17 protein-coding genes are annotated in these 13,494 nt (G+C 65.2%); 6 read left to right on the top strand and 11 right to left on the bottom strand.

Translation table 11 applies throughout. From position 1 onward, the window contains the following. Window positions 1-90: 90 nt before the first annotated feature. The gene (locus ACO06P_RS10375) at window positions 91-1,065 is read right to left on the bottom strand and encodes a TAXI family TRAP transporter solute-binding subunit (protein WP_420345171.1); all 975 of its coding nucleotides are present in this window, start codon (window positions 1,063-1,065) and stop codon (window positions 91-93) included. A gap of 181 nt (window positions 1,066-1,246) precedes the next feature. On the opposite strand from ACO06P_RS10375, the gene ACO06P_RS10370 reads away from it, so the two are divergent. Next, a complete protein-coding gene (locus ACO06P_RS10370; RefSeq protein WP_420345170.1) occupies window positions 1,247-1,612 on the top strand; it encodes an ArsR/SmtB family transcription factor in 366 nt (121 codons plus the stop codon). Between the two features lie 22 nt (window positions 1,613-1,634). Continuing rightward, complete coding sequence (locus ACO06P_RS10365) at window positions 1,635-1,913, top strand: hypothetical protein (RefSeq protein WP_420345169.1); 279 nt, start codon at window positions 1,635-1,637, stop codon at window positions 1,911-1,913. A 49-nt stretch (window positions 1,914-1,962) separates the two neighbouring features. Here ACO06P_RS10365 and phnE (ACO06P_RS10360) read toward each other — a convergent pair whose 3' ends face one another. The 4 genes from phnE (ACO06P_RS10360) to phnD all read right to left on the bottom strand — a co-directional run bounded on the left by phnE (ACO06P_RS10360) (window position 1,963) and on the right by phnD (window position 5,444). Beyond that, on the bottom strand, window positions 1,963-2,775 hold the full coding sequence (phnE, locus tag ACO06P_RS10360; protein WP_420345168.1) for a phosphonate ABC transporter, permease protein PhnE: 813 nt from the start codon (window positions 2,773-2,775) through the stop codon (window positions 1,963-1,965). 1 nt (window position 2,776) lies between these two features. After that, window positions 2,777-3,586, bottom strand: a complete 810-nt coding sequence (gene phnE, locus ACO06P_RS10355) for a phosphonate ABC transporter, permease protein PhnE (protein WP_420345167.1) — start codon at window positions 3,584-3,586, stop codon at window positions 2,777-2,779. Then, on the bottom strand, window positions 3,583-4,410 hold the full coding sequence (gene phnC, locus ACO06P_RS10350; protein ID WP_420345166.1) for a phosphonate ABC transporter ATP-binding protein: 828 nt from the start codon (window positions 4,408-4,410) through the stop codon (window positions 3,583-3,585). Before phnC ends, phnE (ACO06P_RS10355) begins: the two co-directional genes overlap by 4 nt. Window positions 4,411-4,481: 71 nt before the next feature. Continuing rightward, window positions 4,482-5,444, bottom strand: a complete 963-nt coding sequence (gene phnD, locus ACO06P_RS10345) for a phosphate/phosphite/phosphonate ABC transporter substrate-binding protein (protein WP_420345165.1) — start codon at window positions 5,442-5,444, stop codon at window positions 4,482-4,484. Between the two features lie 234 nt (window positions 5,445-5,678). Between phnD and ACO06P_RS10340 the strand changes: the two genes are divergently transcribed. Then, on the top strand, window positions 5,679-6,302 hold the full coding sequence (locus tag ACO06P_RS10340) for an exopolysaccharide biosynthesis protein (RefSeq protein ID WP_420345164.1): 624 nt from the start codon (window positions 5,679-5,681) through the stop codon (window positions 6,300-6,302). Between the two features lie 161 nt (window positions 6,303-6,463). Here the strand turns inward: ACO06P_RS10340 and ACO06P_RS10335 are convergent, their stop codons facing one another. The 3 genes from ACO06P_RS10335 to ACO06P_RS10325 form a co-directional block, all read right to left on the bottom strand. Continuing rightward, window positions 6,464-6,937 carry a GreA/GreB family elongation factor gene (locus ACO06P_RS10335; RefSeq protein WP_420345163.1) on the bottom strand — a complete coding sequence of 158 codons (474 nt, stop codon included), beginning with the start codon at window positions 6,935-6,937 and terminating at the stop codon, window positions 6,464-6,466. Between the two features lie 118 nt (window positions 6,938-7,055). Further along, the gene (locus ACO06P_RS10330) at window positions 7,056-7,628 is read right to left on the bottom strand and encodes a PAS domain-containing protein (RefSeq protein WP_420345162.1); all 573 of its coding nucleotides are present in this window, start codon (window positions 7,626-7,628) and stop codon (window positions 7,056-7,058) included. A 145-nt stretch (window positions 7,629-7,773) separates the two neighbouring features. After that, window positions 7,774-9,015 (bottom strand): MFS transporter, encoded by a 1,242-nt coding sequence (locus ACO06P_RS10325; protein WP_420345161.1) that lies wholly within the window; start codon window positions 9,013-9,015, stop codon window positions 7,774-7,776. Window positions 9,016-9,070: 55 nt separating this feature from the next. On the opposite strand from ACO06P_RS10325, the gene ACO06P_RS10320 reads away from it, so the two are divergent. Beyond that, a complete protein-coding gene (locus tag ACO06P_RS10320; RefSeq protein WP_420345160.1) occupies window positions 9,071-10,015 on the top strand; it encodes an AraC family transcriptional regulator in 945 nt (314 codons plus the stop codon). Then, window positions 9,979-10,938: a sulfotransferase family protein gene (locus ACO06P_RS10315; protein ID WP_420345159.1), complete on the top strand. Its 960-nt coding sequence runs from the start codon at window positions 9,979-9,981 to the stop codon at window positions 10,936-10,938. Before ACO06P_RS10320 ends, ACO06P_RS10315 begins: the two co-directional genes overlap by 37 nt. Window positions 10,939-11,635: 697 nt before the next feature. Here ACO06P_RS10315 and ACO06P_RS10310 read toward each other — a convergent pair. Genes ACO06P_RS10310 through ACO06P_RS10300 form a run of 3 tightly spaced genes read right to left on the bottom strand, consistent with a single transcriptional unit; the run spans window position 11,636 to window position 12,831 of the window. Beyond that, entirely contained in the window at window positions 11,636-11,779 is a 144-nt protein-coding gene (locus tag ACO06P_RS10310; protein WP_420345158.1) for a hypothetical protein, read from the bottom strand. A 9-nt stretch (window positions 11,780-11,788) separates the two neighbouring features. Then, window positions 11,789-12,241, bottom strand: coding sequence for a GFA family protein (locus tag ACO06P_RS10305; RefSeq protein WP_420345157.1), 453 nt, complete (start codon window positions 12,239-12,241; stop codon window positions 11,789-11,791). Continuing rightward, window positions 12,241-12,831 carry a GNAT family N-acetyltransferase gene (locus ACO06P_RS10300; RefSeq protein ID WP_420345156.1) on the bottom strand — a complete coding sequence of 197 codons (591 nt, stop codon included), beginning with the start codon at window positions 12,829-12,831 and terminating at the stop codon, window positions 12,241-12,243. Before ACO06P_RS10300 ends, ACO06P_RS10305 begins: the two co-directional genes overlap by 1 nt. Window positions 12,832-12,891: 60 nt before the next feature. Here ACO06P_RS10300 and ACO06P_RS10295 point away from each other — a divergent pair, with 60 nt between their 5' ends. After that, on the top strand, window positions 12,892-13,443 hold the full coding sequence (locus ACO06P_RS10295; RefSeq protein ID WP_420345155.1) for a hypothetical protein: 552 nt from the start codon (window positions 12,892-12,894) through the stop codon (window positions 13,441-13,443). Window positions 13,444-13,494 lie beyond the last annotated feature (51 nt).

Genomic DNA, 13,494 nt, shown 5'->3' with positions numbered 1-13,494 from the left:
ACTCTATCGCTTCCGGTCTACATCATCTGGGCCGCTTGCGGCAAGCCGCGCAGCCCAGGCCGGGTCGCCAAACCGCATGACCAGTCCGGCTCACTGCGCACTGTCATGGCTGAGCAGCCCGGCTTCCTCGTAGTAGCGCAGAGCCCCCGGGTGCAGCTCCGCGCCCAGGGTCGACAGCATGTCCGCTGTGACCCCGTTCCACCAGGGATTGGCCGCAGCCATCTTGTCCTTGCCTTCCCAGAAGGTCTTGGTCAGCAGGTAGGCCGTGTCGTCGTCCATCGCCGTGGTGGTGTAGGCGGCCACCGGCAGCGAGGTGGTGGTCACGTCGTAGTCGATGCCCGGGTAGGTGCCGGCGGGGATCACCAGCCGGGTGCGCTTCGTCGCGGCAAGCTGCTCCTCGGACATGGAGAGCAGGCGGATCTCCGTGCCCGCCGCCGCTTCCAGCACGTTGGGCGCGGGGTAGGAACCGGCGGTGGCGAAGCCGTCCACCTGGCCGTTCTTCAGCGCCGGCACGGCGGCGTTCAGTTCCACGTCCACCAGCTTCACCTGGTCCTTCAGGCCGAAGAGTTCGAAGTTCTTGGCCGCCTCGCGGGCGCCGAAGCTGCCCTTGCCGATGATGAAGTCCTTGCCCGCCAGCGCGGCGAAGCCGTCGATGCCGGCATCGGCGCGCACGACGTAGTGCATGGTCAGCGAGGGGATGGCGAAGAGGCCGCGGATCTTCTCGAAGGCCGGGTCCTTGGGCTCGAACATGCGCTGGCCGGAAAGCGCCAGCTTCACCAGCCCCGGCGGGGTGGTGAAGACGTAGTTGCCGCTGCGGTTGGTGGCCTCCTTCACGTTCTGGACCGAGCCCTGGCTCTCCTCCACGGTGACGATGATCTCGCCGCCGCTGCCCGCCTTCATCGCCTCGGCGATCTGCACCGCCATCTGGTAGTAGGAGGAGGTCGACTTGGCCGATTTGTAGGTGACGCGGGTCTCTGCGGTGGCCGATGTGGCAAGGCCGGCGGCGCCGAGGCCCGACACCACTGCGGCAGCCGCCAGCGCGGCGGTAAAGGTTCTGCGGATCATGGATGCGGCTCCCTTTGGTTCCCGGTTTCCGGCGCTGCCCGCCGGGCCGGGTTGGTGATTGGCGCAGAGCCTGCCGCAAACCCACGGAACGGGCAAGCCAGCTCGCATTTTGTCATATGTAAGAAAAATCTTTCATATAAAATATTTGCTGTATAGATTAGCGCGCATGGGACGGACAGCAATGAGGCGCACGCCGCTGCGGCGGATGAGGGAGCGGGTCACCGGCGACGACATGCTCGCGGTGCTGAATGCCTTGGCCAACCCGCACCGGCTGCGCGTGCTTGCCGCGCTCCAGGCGGAGGGACGCAGCTACGTCAGCCAGTTGGCGCGGCGCATCGGCATCAGCCGGCCGCTCTTGCATCTTCATCTGCAGAAGCTGGAGGCGGCCGGTCTGGTGACCAGCGCCTTTGAGGTCTCCGAGGACGGCAAGGCGCTGAAGTTCTTCACCGTGGCGGACTTCAGCCTGACGCTCAGCCCCGCCGTCCTGGCGGAAGCGGCGGCGACACTCACGGTTCGGGATCCGAAACCAAACGAGCAAAGCAATTGAACCCGCAGGAGGAGTTGCAGACATGGTAGAAGCAGACATGGCAGAGCACGCAGGGACGTTCTTCCTTCTTTCCACTCTCACCCTGGTGACGATTCTTTCCATCTTCAGCATGAAGTACTTCTCGGCTGCGCGCCGGGCACGGCTGCGCGGCGCCAATGACGAGGCCTATCGCGCCCTGGCGGAAAAGGCGGCGGCGGCGCAGGCCGCGAGCGCCACCGCGCTCGCCGGCCTGGAGGCCGATCTCTCCGAGATGAAGGCCCGGGTCGCGGCGATGGAAAGGGTGCTGAAAGAGGTGGAGTAAGCCCTGCGGCCGCGCTGCTACACGGAGCGGTGCGGACGGCGCGGCGCCTTCAGATAATGGCGTGGCGGACCTTGGCGGAGACCCACTCGCTGACCGCCACCGTCGCCAGGATGACCAGCAGGATCAGCGAAACCTGGGTCCATGCAAGGCTGTTGATCGAGGAACTGAGCTGCAGGCCGATGCCGCCAGCGCCGACCAGGCCGAGCACCGTCGACTCGCGGATGTTGATGTCCCAGCGAAAGACCGCGATACCGGCGAAGGCGGGCAGGATCTGCGGCACGATGCCGTAGGCGAGGCGCTGCGGCCCGCTGGCGCCGGTGGCCGTGATGGCTTCCACCTGGGTCTCGTCGATCTCCTCGATGGCCTCGTAAAGCAGCTTGGCGCAGAAGCCGATGGAGCGCAGCCCGATGGCGATGACACCGGCGAAGACGCCGGGGCCGATGATCGCCACCAGCATCAGCGCCCAGATCAGCGAGTTGATCGAGCGCGAGGAGACGATGATGAAGAGCGCCACGGAGCGCACCAGGGGGTGCGGGCTGGTGTTGCTGGCCGCGCAAAAGGCGATGGGAAAGGCCACCACCAGGGCGATGAGGGTGCCCAGGGTTGCGATGTTGATGGTGTCCCAGACCGGCAGCCAGAGCTCTTCCATGTAAGACCACTTGGGCGGGACCATGCGCTCGGCCATATCGGCGGCCTGGGTGGGGGCATCGGCGACGAAGAACCAGATCGTCTTCTCGGAAATCAGCTGCCAGGAGTAGACGACGATGGCGATGCCGATCAGCCAGGCAAACCAGCGGCCCCACTGCTGCGGCGTGGTGCGGCGTCTCCAGACCGGGCGGCCGTTCTGTTCGCGTACCGGCATGCTACTGCACCCAGCGCCGGAGATAGCCGGAGAGATATTCCAGCACCATCACGATCCCGATGATCACCAGCAGGATCGCCGCGGCCGAGTCGAACTCGTAGCGGTCGAAAGCGGTGAGCAGGGTTGCGCCGATGCCGCCGCCGCCGACGATTCCGACCACGGCGGATTCGCGGAAGTTGATGTCGAGGCGGTACATCGACAGCCCGATCATGCGGGGCATCACCTGGGGCTGGACGGCGTAGTTGATCCACTGGAACCAGGAGGCGCCGGTCGCCTTGATGGCCTCGGCCTGGCCGGGATCCATGTTCTCGATGTCCTCGGCCAGCAGCTTGGCGAAGAAGCCGACGGTGGCGATGGAGAGCGCAAGGAAGCCGGCGAAGGGTCCGAAGCCGAACAGCTTTACGGCAAAGATCGCCAGGATCACCTCGGGGAAGGTGCGCGAAACCGCGACGATGCCGCGGCAGAACAGGTAGACCGGCATGGGCGCAAGGTTCTTCGCCGCACCCAGCCCGACGGGCACGGAAAGCGCGATGCCGGCGACGGTGGCGATGACCGTCATCCAGATCGATTCGAGAATGCCGTCGAGGATGGAATCCCAGCGGGTGACGAAGTCGGGCGGGAAGAAGGCTCCGAGGAAGGCGGCGCCGCGCGGCAACCCCTCCATGACTCGGTTCCAGTTGACCTCCATGGTGCCGAGCGCCAGCGCCAGATAGACTGCCGCGCCCAGCCAGAGGCCGCGGCGCAGCCAGGCCGAGGCGATCAGCGGTGGTTTTTTCCAGCTGCGCGGATAGGCGGGGCTGAAGTCGCTCACGCCTGGGCCCCCGCTTTGGCCGCTGCTTCGGCCCCTGCTTCGGCGGACTCGTCTTCCTCTTCGACCTTTTCGATGGTGGCTTCCCAGTCCTCCTCTCCGTAGATCCGGGTCAGCACCTCGCTGGTCAGGCCGGTCGGCGGGCCGTCGTAGACGATCTCACCCAGCTGCAGGCCGACGATGCGCTGCCCGAACATCTGGGCCAGCATAACGTCGTGGATGTTGATGATGGCGGCCAGCCCGCGCTCGGCACAGAGCTCGCAGACCAGCCGCATGATCTGCCGCGAGGTCTTGGGGTCGAGGCTGGCGGTCGGTTCGTCGACCAACAGCAGGTCGGGGTTCTGAATGAGGGCGCGGGCGATGCCGACCCGCTGGCGCTGGCCGCCGGAAAGCTCGTCCGCGCGCTTGTCGGCCATGTGCATCAGGCCGACCCGGTCGAGCAGCCGGAAGGCCTCGGCCACGTCATCGGGCGGGAACTTGCGGAACCAGCTGCGCCAGAAGCCGACGTATCCGAGGCGTCCGGACAGCACGTTCTCCATCACCGTCAGCCGTTCGACCAGGGCGTATTCCTGGAAGATCATGCCCATGCGCCGGCGCAGGCGGCGCAGCTCCATCGCGCCGACGGCGGCGACGTTGACGTCGTTCAGATAGACCGCGCCCGACGTCGGCTCCACCAGGCGGTTGATGCAGCGGATCAGGGTCGACTTGCCGGCCCCCGAAGGGCCGATCAGGGCCAGCACCTGACCCTTGGGAATCTCGAGATCGACACCCTTCAGGGCGTGATCGCCGGTTTTGTAGCGCTTCACAAGGCTTTCAAGACGCAGCATTGCACTCTCGACTGGTCGAAAAGAAACGGGAAGCGGGCTCGTTTGAACCCGCTTCCCCGATCATCTTCCGTTCACTTGCAGTCGTAGGAAACGCCGTTGGCCGCGTCGATCTTGCGGATCACGTTCCAGTCGGACTTGTGATGGATCGAAACGAAGCGTGCTTCCTTCTGGAATTCGGCCTGCAGGTCAGAGCCTTCCCAGTCGAAGGAGAAGAAGGCTTCCTTGATCCTGGCGACCACCACGGGATGCAGGTTGTGGGCGTGGCCGTAACCGGTGGTCGGGAAGGTCTGCGACTTGTAGACCGTGCGATAGGCCGCGGAGTCTACGGCATCGCGGTCGATCATGCGCTTGAGGACCGAGTTCGCCACGGCTGCGGCTTCATAGTCCTTGTTGGCAACGCCCAGGATCGAGTTGTCGTGCTTGCCGGAAAAGGTGGTCTCGAAGTCTTTCTCCGCCTCCAGGCCGAATTCGCTCTTGAGGATGGCCGAAGGGGCCTTGAAGCCGGAATTGGAGGTCGGCGAGGTGAAGGCCAGGGTCCGGCCCTTCAGGTCGCCCGGCGCCTGGATGTCGCTGTCGGCCGGCACGATGATTTCCATCTCGTAGCCGAAGGAGCCGTCGGCCGAGGCCATCATCGCAAAGGGCACGAAGCCGGCGCAGGAAACGGCGACCGGGTTGCCGCCGGTGTTCACGCCGGCGACGTGCAGGCGGCCCGAACGCATCGCTTCGTACTGTGCGGCATAGGACTGAACCGGGAAGAAAACGACGTCCTTGCCCGTGACCTCAGACATATGCTGGATGAAGCCGTCCCAGACCTTGGCATAGACCGCCGGGTCTTCGACCGGGGTATAGGAGAAGATGATGGTGTCAGGGTCGACCCAATCGGCCGGGTCGCTCGGCAGGTCGGCCGTCAGGTTGAAGTCGCGGTCGCAATAACGCTCATCGAGCGTGCCGCGGTGGCAGTCTTCTGCGGCCTGGGCCTGTGGCGCAAACGCCACCAGGCCCAAAACAAGGGCCAACGAAGCAACGAACTTCATACTTTTCCTCCCTCTCAGCGCCTCGGCAGAGCTTTGCCGCCAAACGGCGGGCTCCGCGCTTTGTGACAAATTTATGGGCGCTAAGCTCTCAGATCGGCACGAGATCGCCAAGCAGAAACTGACGGCCTGCGGGGCTCTGCCGGGCGAGGGTCTTGGCGCTTGCAGTTTGTTGCGGATGGGCCGATATCAGGGCGGGCAGAAGACCTTGGAATTTGGGGACTTCAGGAAGAGCCGATGACGTCACTACAGGGCCGCTCGGCGGCGGCGCGCCGGTCCATGTCCAAGGCGCTGTTCTGGGCGGTCGGGCGCTATCGCCGGCTGGAAGCGGTGCGGCTGGGCCGCATCCTGCAGGACCAGGGCCAGGGCTCCTTCGGCTGGTCGATCCTGCTCTTCGCCATGATCAACATGCTGCCGCTGCCCCTCGGCTCCAACGTCATCACCGCGCTGCCGCTGCTCCTGCTCACCGGACAAATGGCCCTCGGCTTTCCCTACGTGCGCCTGCCCGCCTTCATCAGCCGGCGGCGGGTGCCGCGGCGCGCCTTTCAGCGCGTCATCCTGCGCTTCAAGCCGCTGTTTCGACGGATCGAAAGGGTGATTCGCCCGCGCCTGCCGCAGTTCTTTACAGCCAAGGCCGAGCGGTTGATCGGCGGACTGCTGTTCGTGGTCTCGGCGGCGCTTTTCCTGCCGATCCCTTTCAGCGGACTGTTCTCCGCCGCCGCGCTGGCGGTCTCCGCCATGGCGCTGATCGAACGAGACGGCGTGGTCATGATCGTCGGTCTCGTCATGGGCGTCGTCGCGATCGTGGTGACGGTCACCGCAGCGACGGCCATCGTCATCGGCGCCAACAGCTTCATCTGAGGCGCGGGAGTCGCTTCCCCCTCACCCTCCCGCTAGCGCGGGCCCCTCCCTCTCCCACGAGGGGAGAGGGACTCACAAGCAGCGATCTCGCTGTTCTCCCTCTCCCCAGCGGGGAGAGGGTCGGGGTGAGGGGGACTCGTGTATGCGAACCGGCCGACCGCTCAGCTTACCGCTTCGATGTCGAGGTACTTCACGCCGTCGGGTGTCGGCACTTCGACACCGTCGCCGGCGCTCTTGCCCATCAGGGCGCGGGCGACGGGCGAGCCGATGGAGATTTCGCCGCGGGCCATGTCGGCCTCGTCGTAGCCGACGATGTGCACGGTCTGGCTGCGGTCGTCCTCGTCGATGTAGGTGACGGTGGAGCCGAAGCGCACCTTGCCGCTCGCCGTCTGCTGTTCCGGGCGCACCACCACGGCGTTCTCCAAGCGGCGGCCGAGCCAGGAGGCCCGGCGGTCGATCTGGCGCAGGCGCTGCTTGTTGTAGATGTAGTCGCCGTTCTCGCTGCGGTCTCCGTTGCCGGCGGCCCAGGCAACGATGCCGCAGACCTCATGGCGTTCCGCCTGCAGCCGTTTCAGTTCCGCCTGAAAACGCTCGAAGCCTTCGGGGGTGATGAGGGTGCGGAGGTCTGCTGCCATGGCGTTCAGGCCAAGCCGTGTTCAGGGTGTTTGACTGCGACAAAGACTACGTCACCGGTGGCTGGAGCGCGAGCGCTTTGCCTGCCGTCGCTGCTTTCAGTGCTCCCTGTTCCCGCGCTCAGCGGCCGGCGCCGGGAGGAATGTCGGACAGCGGGCAGTACTGGATGTTGGTCGGCGGGAAGGCCGTCGCGGTCAGGTCGAGGCTGCAGGCCTTTTCATAGCTTGTCGCCCCCAGGATCACCGATACGCCGCCGGTGTCGGAGCGCAGCGGCAGCATCAGGCGCTCGACGCGCGAAACCGCCTCGCCCTCTGCCAGCACGACCTCGCCTTCGGCGCGGACGATCTGGTTGTGATCCAACACCGCCTCCCAACGCGGCCGGAACATGTCGAGCGCCTGCGGGCTGAACAGGGACGCGGTGTCGGTGCCGCGTTGAATGCCGCCGTGCATCTCGGTAATGGCCTGGCCGGCCAGGCGATAGCGGTAGTGACCGTCGTCATGACGCTCCATCAGCCAGACCATGCTCAGGCTGTCCTGGAACTTGGTCGGATCGACGGCGCAGCGGCAGGGCACCGGGTCGTCCTGACGCAGGGCGAGCCAATGCCGGATCATGTCTTGAAATCGCGGGTCGGTGAACGCCGCCATCAGCTGGTGGAGGTCCAGTTCGCTCCACAAGCTGTTACCACCCCTCATGTACTGCACCCCACCCATTCAATCCAAACGCGAAGCTTCGGCGAAGGCTGTTAAGACGGGGTTAAACGACATGCTTCCGGGGGCCGGGCGGCGTTGAGCCCGCTGCGGCTTTGGTCGGTCGAAGCTGGAGAGCTGCTCGGCGCGGTTACTCTGCGGCGGCGGGTCCGGCCAGTGGAACGCGGCCCACCATCACCTCATCGCCGGGGCGCGGATCGTGCGGCACGTTGAGCGCCAGCAGCAGGGAGCCGGCGGCCAGCGCCGCGCCGGTCAGGAAGACCGCCGGCGGTGAGATCAGCCAGAGGAAGCCGTAGGCCGCCGGCAGGAACACGGCGGCGATGTGGTTGATGGTGAAGCTCACACCGGCGGTCGCGGCGATGTCGGCCGGGTCGGCGATCTTCTGGAAGTAGGTCTTGATGGCGATGGCCAGCGCAAAGAACAGGTGGTCGAGCACGTAGAGCCCGGCGGCGACCGTCGCGCTCTCGACGAAGGCATAGGCGGTGAAGACGCCGATCAGGCCGAGGTATTCGAAGATCAGCGCCTTGCGTTCGCCGATGCGGCCGATCAGGCGGCCGATCTTGGGCGCCAGCCAGACGTTGACCGCGGCATTCACGAGGAACAACAGCGCGATGGCGCCGACGTCGAAGCCGAACTTCTCCACCATCAGGAAGCCGGCGAAGACGATGAAGATCTGCCGCCGCGCGCCGGAAAGGAAGGTGAGGGCGTAGTAGAGCCAGTAGCGCTTTCTGAGGATCAGCGTCTTGTGCTGCTCCACCTGTTGGGGGAAGGACGGAAAGGCGAGCCAGGCGAAAACGGCAACGGCTGCCGTGGCGCCGCCGCCGATCAGGTAGATCCAGAAATAGTCGAGCGCCAGGATGTCGCTGGTCAGCCAGATCAGCCCGAAGACGATGATGGAGGCGAAGGAGCCCACGGCGATGATGCGGCCCAGGGTTTCCGGCGCCTTTTTCTTGTCGATCCACTGCAGCGACAGGGAGACCTGCAGGGTCTCGTAGTAGTGATAGCCCACCGACATGATGACGGTGGTGATGTAGAGCCCGATCACCGTGGGAAAGGCGCCGGTGATGGCGGTGCCGAGCCCCAGCAGCAGCAGCGCGATATAGGCCAGGCGCTGCTCGCGGATCAGCAGCAGCAGGAAGACCACGCCGAAGGCGAGGAAGCCGGGAACCTCGCGCAGCGACTGCAGGATGCCCATCTCGGCCCCGGTGAAGGCCGCCCGCTCGATGGCGAAGTTGTTCAGCAGCGCCTGCCAGGTGGCGAAGCTCAAGGGCACCGCGGCGGCCATCAGCAGCAGCAGCACCTCCGGCCGGCGCCAGCTGGACATCGGCGGTGCGGAACGGAAACCCAGCCGGGATTGCGAGAACTCGGTCATGGGGCCCATTTCTAGGCTGTACCTGCCTGCCCGTCTCGCTGTATTATGACAGTCGATGACGGAAAACAGACAAACTCCCAAGGCGGAGCCCTGGCGCATCCGGCCCAGCGACCCGCCGGCCGATCATCCGGCCGATCATCCGGCCGATCATCCGGGCGGTCATCCGGGCGAGCTGGAGGATGCGGCGCGGCCCATTGCTCCCCTGGCGCGCGACTACCCCGGGCCCAGCCGGCGGCACTGGCACCACCACCGCCGCGGCCAGCTGGTTTACGCCTCTTCCGGCGTCATGACGGTGCAGACGGCGGCGGGGACCTGGGTGGTCGCGCCGGAGCAGGCGGTCTGGGTTCCGCCGGGGGTCGAACACCAGGTCAGCCATAGCCAGACCATTGCCATGCGCACGCTTTACGTCGACCCCGCGGTGGCGCAGGAGTTGCCCGGGCAGTGCTGCGTGGTGGCGGTGCCGCCGCTCCTGCGGGCACTGATCCTGCGGGCCATCGAGATCGGCCTGGACTATGGGCCCGAAGGGCCGGGGGCGCGCATCATGGCCGTCATTCTCGACGAACTGCGGGGCCTGGAGGCCGAACCCCTGCACCTGCCGCAGCCGCGCGACCCGCGCCTGCTGAAGGTGACGGCGGCCTTGATCGACGATCCCGCCGACGGGCGGCCGCTGGGCGCCTGGGCAAAGGACGCCGGCGCCAGCGAGCGCACGCTGGCGCGCCTCTTCGTGAAGGAGACGGGCCTCACCTTCGGCGAGTGGCGCGAACGCCTGCGCCTCACCACCGCCGTCGCCCGCCTGGCCGAGGGCGCGGCGGTGACGGCGGTCGCCCTCGACCTCGGCTACCAGAGCCCCAGCGCCTTCATCGCCATGTTCCGCCGCTCCCTGGGCGAGACGCCGGGGCGTTATCTGCGGCAGGCGGGGGAGAGAGAGGTTAGGAGTCCCGGTTCGCTGCAGGCTGAAAGAGCTTGCGGATCGGTGTCTGCGACTGTCAGGATCGCCTGACAGCCGCTTTCCTCCATGAAGCGGACAAGCCAGCGCTCACTAAACTCATGGTCACCAAGGTTCCGATCATATACATCGCCGGGAGCGGCCACAGCGGTAGCACTTTGCTCGACTTGCTTTTGGGTTCGCACTCTCAGATCGAAAGCGTCGGCGAGGTTTACAAGTACTTAGATCCTCAGCGGCGCATGAGGATCCTGCGCTGCACCTGCGGGGCGACCATCGACGAATGTGCTTACTGGCAGTCAGTGCAGCAGGCTGCAACATCGGATGGCGAAGACGCCCTCTCAGCCGCTGATCGAAGCCATCGCGCCTTGGTGGCAGTGCTGCGGGTCAGTGGGAAGCGTTTAATCTGCGACAGTTCAAAGACGCTGGAACAGTTGGCAGTCTATGCGGAGCATCCCGATCTCTTCGATCTGCAGATCCTGCATCTGGTCAGGGACGGTCGTGGCACAGCGTTCAGCATGAATCGCAAGTGGCTTCGCATGCTCGCCCAGCACGGCAGCGCCGAGCACGCAAAGTCCACAATTCGCGCCCGAAGCAAGAACCCCATGGTCTACGGCTATTACGTCTCGATAGTGCGCTGGTTGAGACTCAATCTGAGGATCGCACACCGATTTGCCGCTCATCCCGGCTATCATGCCATCCGCTATGAGGATCTCGCTGACAATCCGCAGCTAGGCCTTCAGGCGATCATGGACCGACTCAACTTGCCTTTTGAAGCGTCGCAGCTTGATTTCGCGCGCCAACAGCACCACAACGTTGGCGGCAATAGCATGCGCGTCCGTAGTGACAGCACCGTGAAGAAGGACACCGAGTACCAAGAGCGGCTCTCCCCCCTGCGGTGGGGTTTCGGAACCCTTCTGGGACTGCCATTACTGCTCAAGTACGGTTACCGACTGCGTCGCACCCTGCCGTCTCCTTGACGTGCGCAGGCCGCACGGGATAGGCACAATTCAGTAGGTGGCCCAGAAAGCGGGCCCAGCAAAGCGACCCAGTGAACCGGCAGTGTGTTTACGGAAGGGTTCGGTATTCAGCGGGCCAAAACCGACGCTGGGCTGCTGCGGCGTTACCTACTGAAGAGGCGATAGATCAGCGTGACCAGCAGGAAGAGAAGCAGGCGGGCGAGCGCCACAGCCAGCAGGGCGACGACCACAAGCTGCTAGGGCTCCAGGCTCTAGAAGACCTGCACGTCGGGATCGAACCAAGGTCGCGCGGAGGCCGGAGGAACGGCGGTGGCAAGGCGCATAGCTTATGTGGCGGTAAGGCCGAGGGATGGGCGCAAGGAGTTCCTCCCAGTGATTCCTGTGCGGTGGCGCGGCGGAAAGGCTTCGAAGGGAAGCCCTTCATCTCCTCGAACAGGTTCAATCGTCCGGATATCGCGGCTTTCTAGAGGTGTCCGCAACGGCCCCAAGGCTGTCCGGTTGACGGCGCCTGCGCAGAAAACCATCGGGCATCGGGTCCATGTTTCACCCCCTCCCCCGGCCTCCCCCATCAAAGGGGGGCGAGGAGGCTGGAAGATTAGGGGGTCAGTGTGCGTTGGCGGGATGAAAAAAGCCGAGCGTTCTATCGATCTTCTAACTCCTTCTGCAGATTCTCGGGCAAAGCCTTCCAGACGATGTCTTAGTACATGGCCCGAACCTCCGGGTAGACGCGCTCCGCAAATGAGCGAATGCGGTCGGCGTCGTCCAGATGCGTGGGTTGATGAAAGAAATCGTTCAGTTCTTCAAGCAGCAGATAGAGCCGTTTCAATTCGTCGTGGTTCATTGTCCGTCCTTATGGCGTCTCCATCGCCTCGCCGTCGCTGGTGAATTTCGGCAGGGCGTCGTCGAGGTCGTAGTAGTCGCCCTTTTCGTCGACGAAGATGTGGGAGGCGAGGGTGAGGCCGGTGGGCGCGTCCAGGCAGCCGAGATTGAAGCTCAACTCGTCGCCATCGTCGCTGGCCCAGAACAGTGCGGAGCCGCAGTCGCCGCAGAAGCCGCGCTTGGCCTTGGCGGAGGAGCGGTACCACTTGAGGCCCCGGTCCTCCAGGAAGGTCACCGCGTCGCGCGGGGCTTCGGCGGCCACGACATAGTGGCCGCTCTGGCGGCGGCACTGCGTGCAGTGACAGGCATGGGGTTCGGTGACGGCACCGGCAATCTCGAAACGCACGGCGCCACAGAGGCATTGGCCTCTCAGAGTTTGGATCTTCCGGGTTTGGACCTTCTCGGTTTGATCTGCTTCGGCCATCACGCGGTCTCCTGGGTTGAGCCGCCAAGCAGCGGCAACAGGGCGGGCGGTGGTTGCGGGCCGGCGTCGCCGCGGTGCAGTTCGTATTCCACGCCGGGGCCGAGGGGATAGGTCACGGCGCGGCGAAAGCGCATGCCCAGGCGCCGCAGGACGGCGATGGAGGCGGTGTTGGGCGCATCGGCGCCGGCGAAGACGCACTCGATAGCGGGGCTTTCGAAGGCACGGCTGACGGCGGTCCAGGCCATGCGTCCGGCAAGGCCGCGGCCCCAGAGTGCCGGGTCCAGCAGGTAGCTGACCTCAGCCTCCCGCGCGGCCAGGTTCGGCTCCAGCCAGACCGCGCCGCCCGCGGCCCGGCCGGGTTGTTCCAGCATCCACAGGCCCAGGCCGCTGGCCGCTTCGTTGGCGATGAAGAGCGCCAGCCGCTCGGCGAGCAAAGGGCGCTCCGGCGCCGCGCCGTCGAACATGAAGCGGTAGACCTCCGGCTTGGCGGTCAGCGCCAGCAGGCCGTCGAGGTCTTCCATGCTGGCGGGCCGCAGTCGCCAGTCTGTCGCCGCCGTCACGCCAGGCTTGTTTTCGACGGCTTCGCTCATGCTGCCATGCTATCGCCTCAGTTCACTGGTTCGCTAACCTAGCATCCGGGGAATGCGGAAGTGGAAGAGATGATGCGCCTTTTTCGAACGCCGATAGCCATTGCTGTCATGGTGGTGGCAGGCTGGTGGCACTCTTTGGTTCTTGCGGATGAGGAGTTGCGGCTACCGGAAGACAAGACCATCTGCTCGCCCAGCGGAGTCTACTGCGCCGGCATGAGCGTGATCGACCGGCGAACCACCGTCTTTAAGCATGGTCGGCCATCGTGGTCCATGGATCGGTGGTTCCCCGATGCCTACCTGGCGGACGATGGCGACCATCTGATTGTCGGTCACGGCGGGTTAGGACTGGTACCGGTGCGCTTTCATCCCTCGACGACGATTCTGACCTTTTGGCGCCGCGGGGAGCTCGTGCGAAAGGTCCCCTTGACGGAAATCGTCGAGGATCTTTCCCGTCTTCCGCTTACGGGGGGCCATCGCCGGTGGGGTCGCACGCTTGGCTTCGACGACCAAGGCCGTTTCCTGGTTCAGACGGTGGAAGACCGGGTTCTGGCATTTGACGTCAAAGATGGCAGTCTGGTTGATACTTGGCCGAGCCCCCGTCACAGGAATTGACCTGCGGCGTACCCACCTTCATTTCTGGGGAACGGCGTCACTGGGAGAATG

Source organism: Pelagibius sp., assembly GCF_965227505.1.
Classification (GTDB): domain Bacteria; phylum Pseudomonadota; class Alphaproteobacteria; order Kiloniellales; family Kiloniellaceae; genus Pelagibius.
The sequence above is the reverse complement of the archived record's forward strand: the minus strand, read 5'-3'. Positions and strand labels throughout refer to the sequence as shown.

Bases quoted from the DNA above. Each gene is read 5' to 3' on its own strand.
- ACO06P_RS10330 (WP_420345162.1), bottom strand. From the start codon at position 7,628: ATGAGGGGTGGTAACAGCTTGTGGAGCGAACTGGACCTCCACCAGCTG.
- ACO06P_RS10305 (WP_420345157.1), bottom strand. From the start codon at position 12,241: ATGGCCGAAGCAGATCAAACCGAGAAGGTCCAAACCCGGAAGATCCAA.
- ACO06P_RS10320 (WP_420345160.1), top strand. From the start codon at position 9,071: ATGACGGAAAACAGACAAACTCCCAAGGCGGAGCCCTGGCGCATCCGG.
- ACO06P_RS10365 (WP_420345169.1), top strand. From the start codon at position 1,635: ATGGTAGAAGCAGACATGGCAGAGCACGCAGGGACGTTCTTCCTTCTT.
- ACO06P_RS10340 (WP_420345164.1), top strand. From the start codon at position 5,679: ATGACGTCACTACAGGGCCGCTCGGCGGCGGCGCGCCGGTCCATGTCC.
- phnE (WP_420345168.1), bottom strand. From the start codon at position 2,775: ATGCCGGTACGCGAACAGAACGGCCGCCCGGTCTGGAGACGCCGCACC.
- ACO06P_RS10335 (WP_420345163.1), bottom strand. From the start codon at position 6,937: ATGGCAGCAGACCTCCGCACCCTCATCACCCCCGAAGGCTTCGAGCGT.
- ACO06P_RS10370 (WP_420345170.1), top strand. From the start codon at position 1,247: ATGAGGCGCACGCCGCTGCGGCGGATGAGGGAGCGGGTCACCGGCGAC.
- phnC (WP_420345166.1), bottom strand. From the start codon at position 4,410: ATGCTGCGTCTTGAAAGCCTTGTGAAGCGCTACAAAACCGGCGATCAC.
- phnD (WP_420345165.1), bottom strand. From the start codon at position 5,444: ATGAAGTTCGTTGCTTCGTTGGCCCTTGTTTTGGGCCTGGTGGCGTTT.
- ACO06P_RS10310 (WP_420345158.1), bottom strand. From the start codon at position 11,779: ATGAACCACGACGAATTGAAACGGCTCTATCTGCTGCTTGAAGAACTG.
- ACO06P_RS10300 (WP_420345156.1), bottom strand. From the start codon at position 12,831: ATGAGCGAAGCCGTCGAAAACAAGCCTGGCGTGACGGCGGCGACAGAC.
- ACO06P_RS10375 (WP_420345171.1), bottom strand. From the start codon at position 1,065: ATGATCCGCAGAACCTTTACCGCCGCGCTGGCGGCTGCCGCAGTGGTG.
- ACO06P_RS10325 (WP_420345161.1), bottom strand. From the start codon at position 9,015: ATGACCGAGTTCTCGCAATCCCGGCTGGGTTTCCGTTCCGCACCGCCG.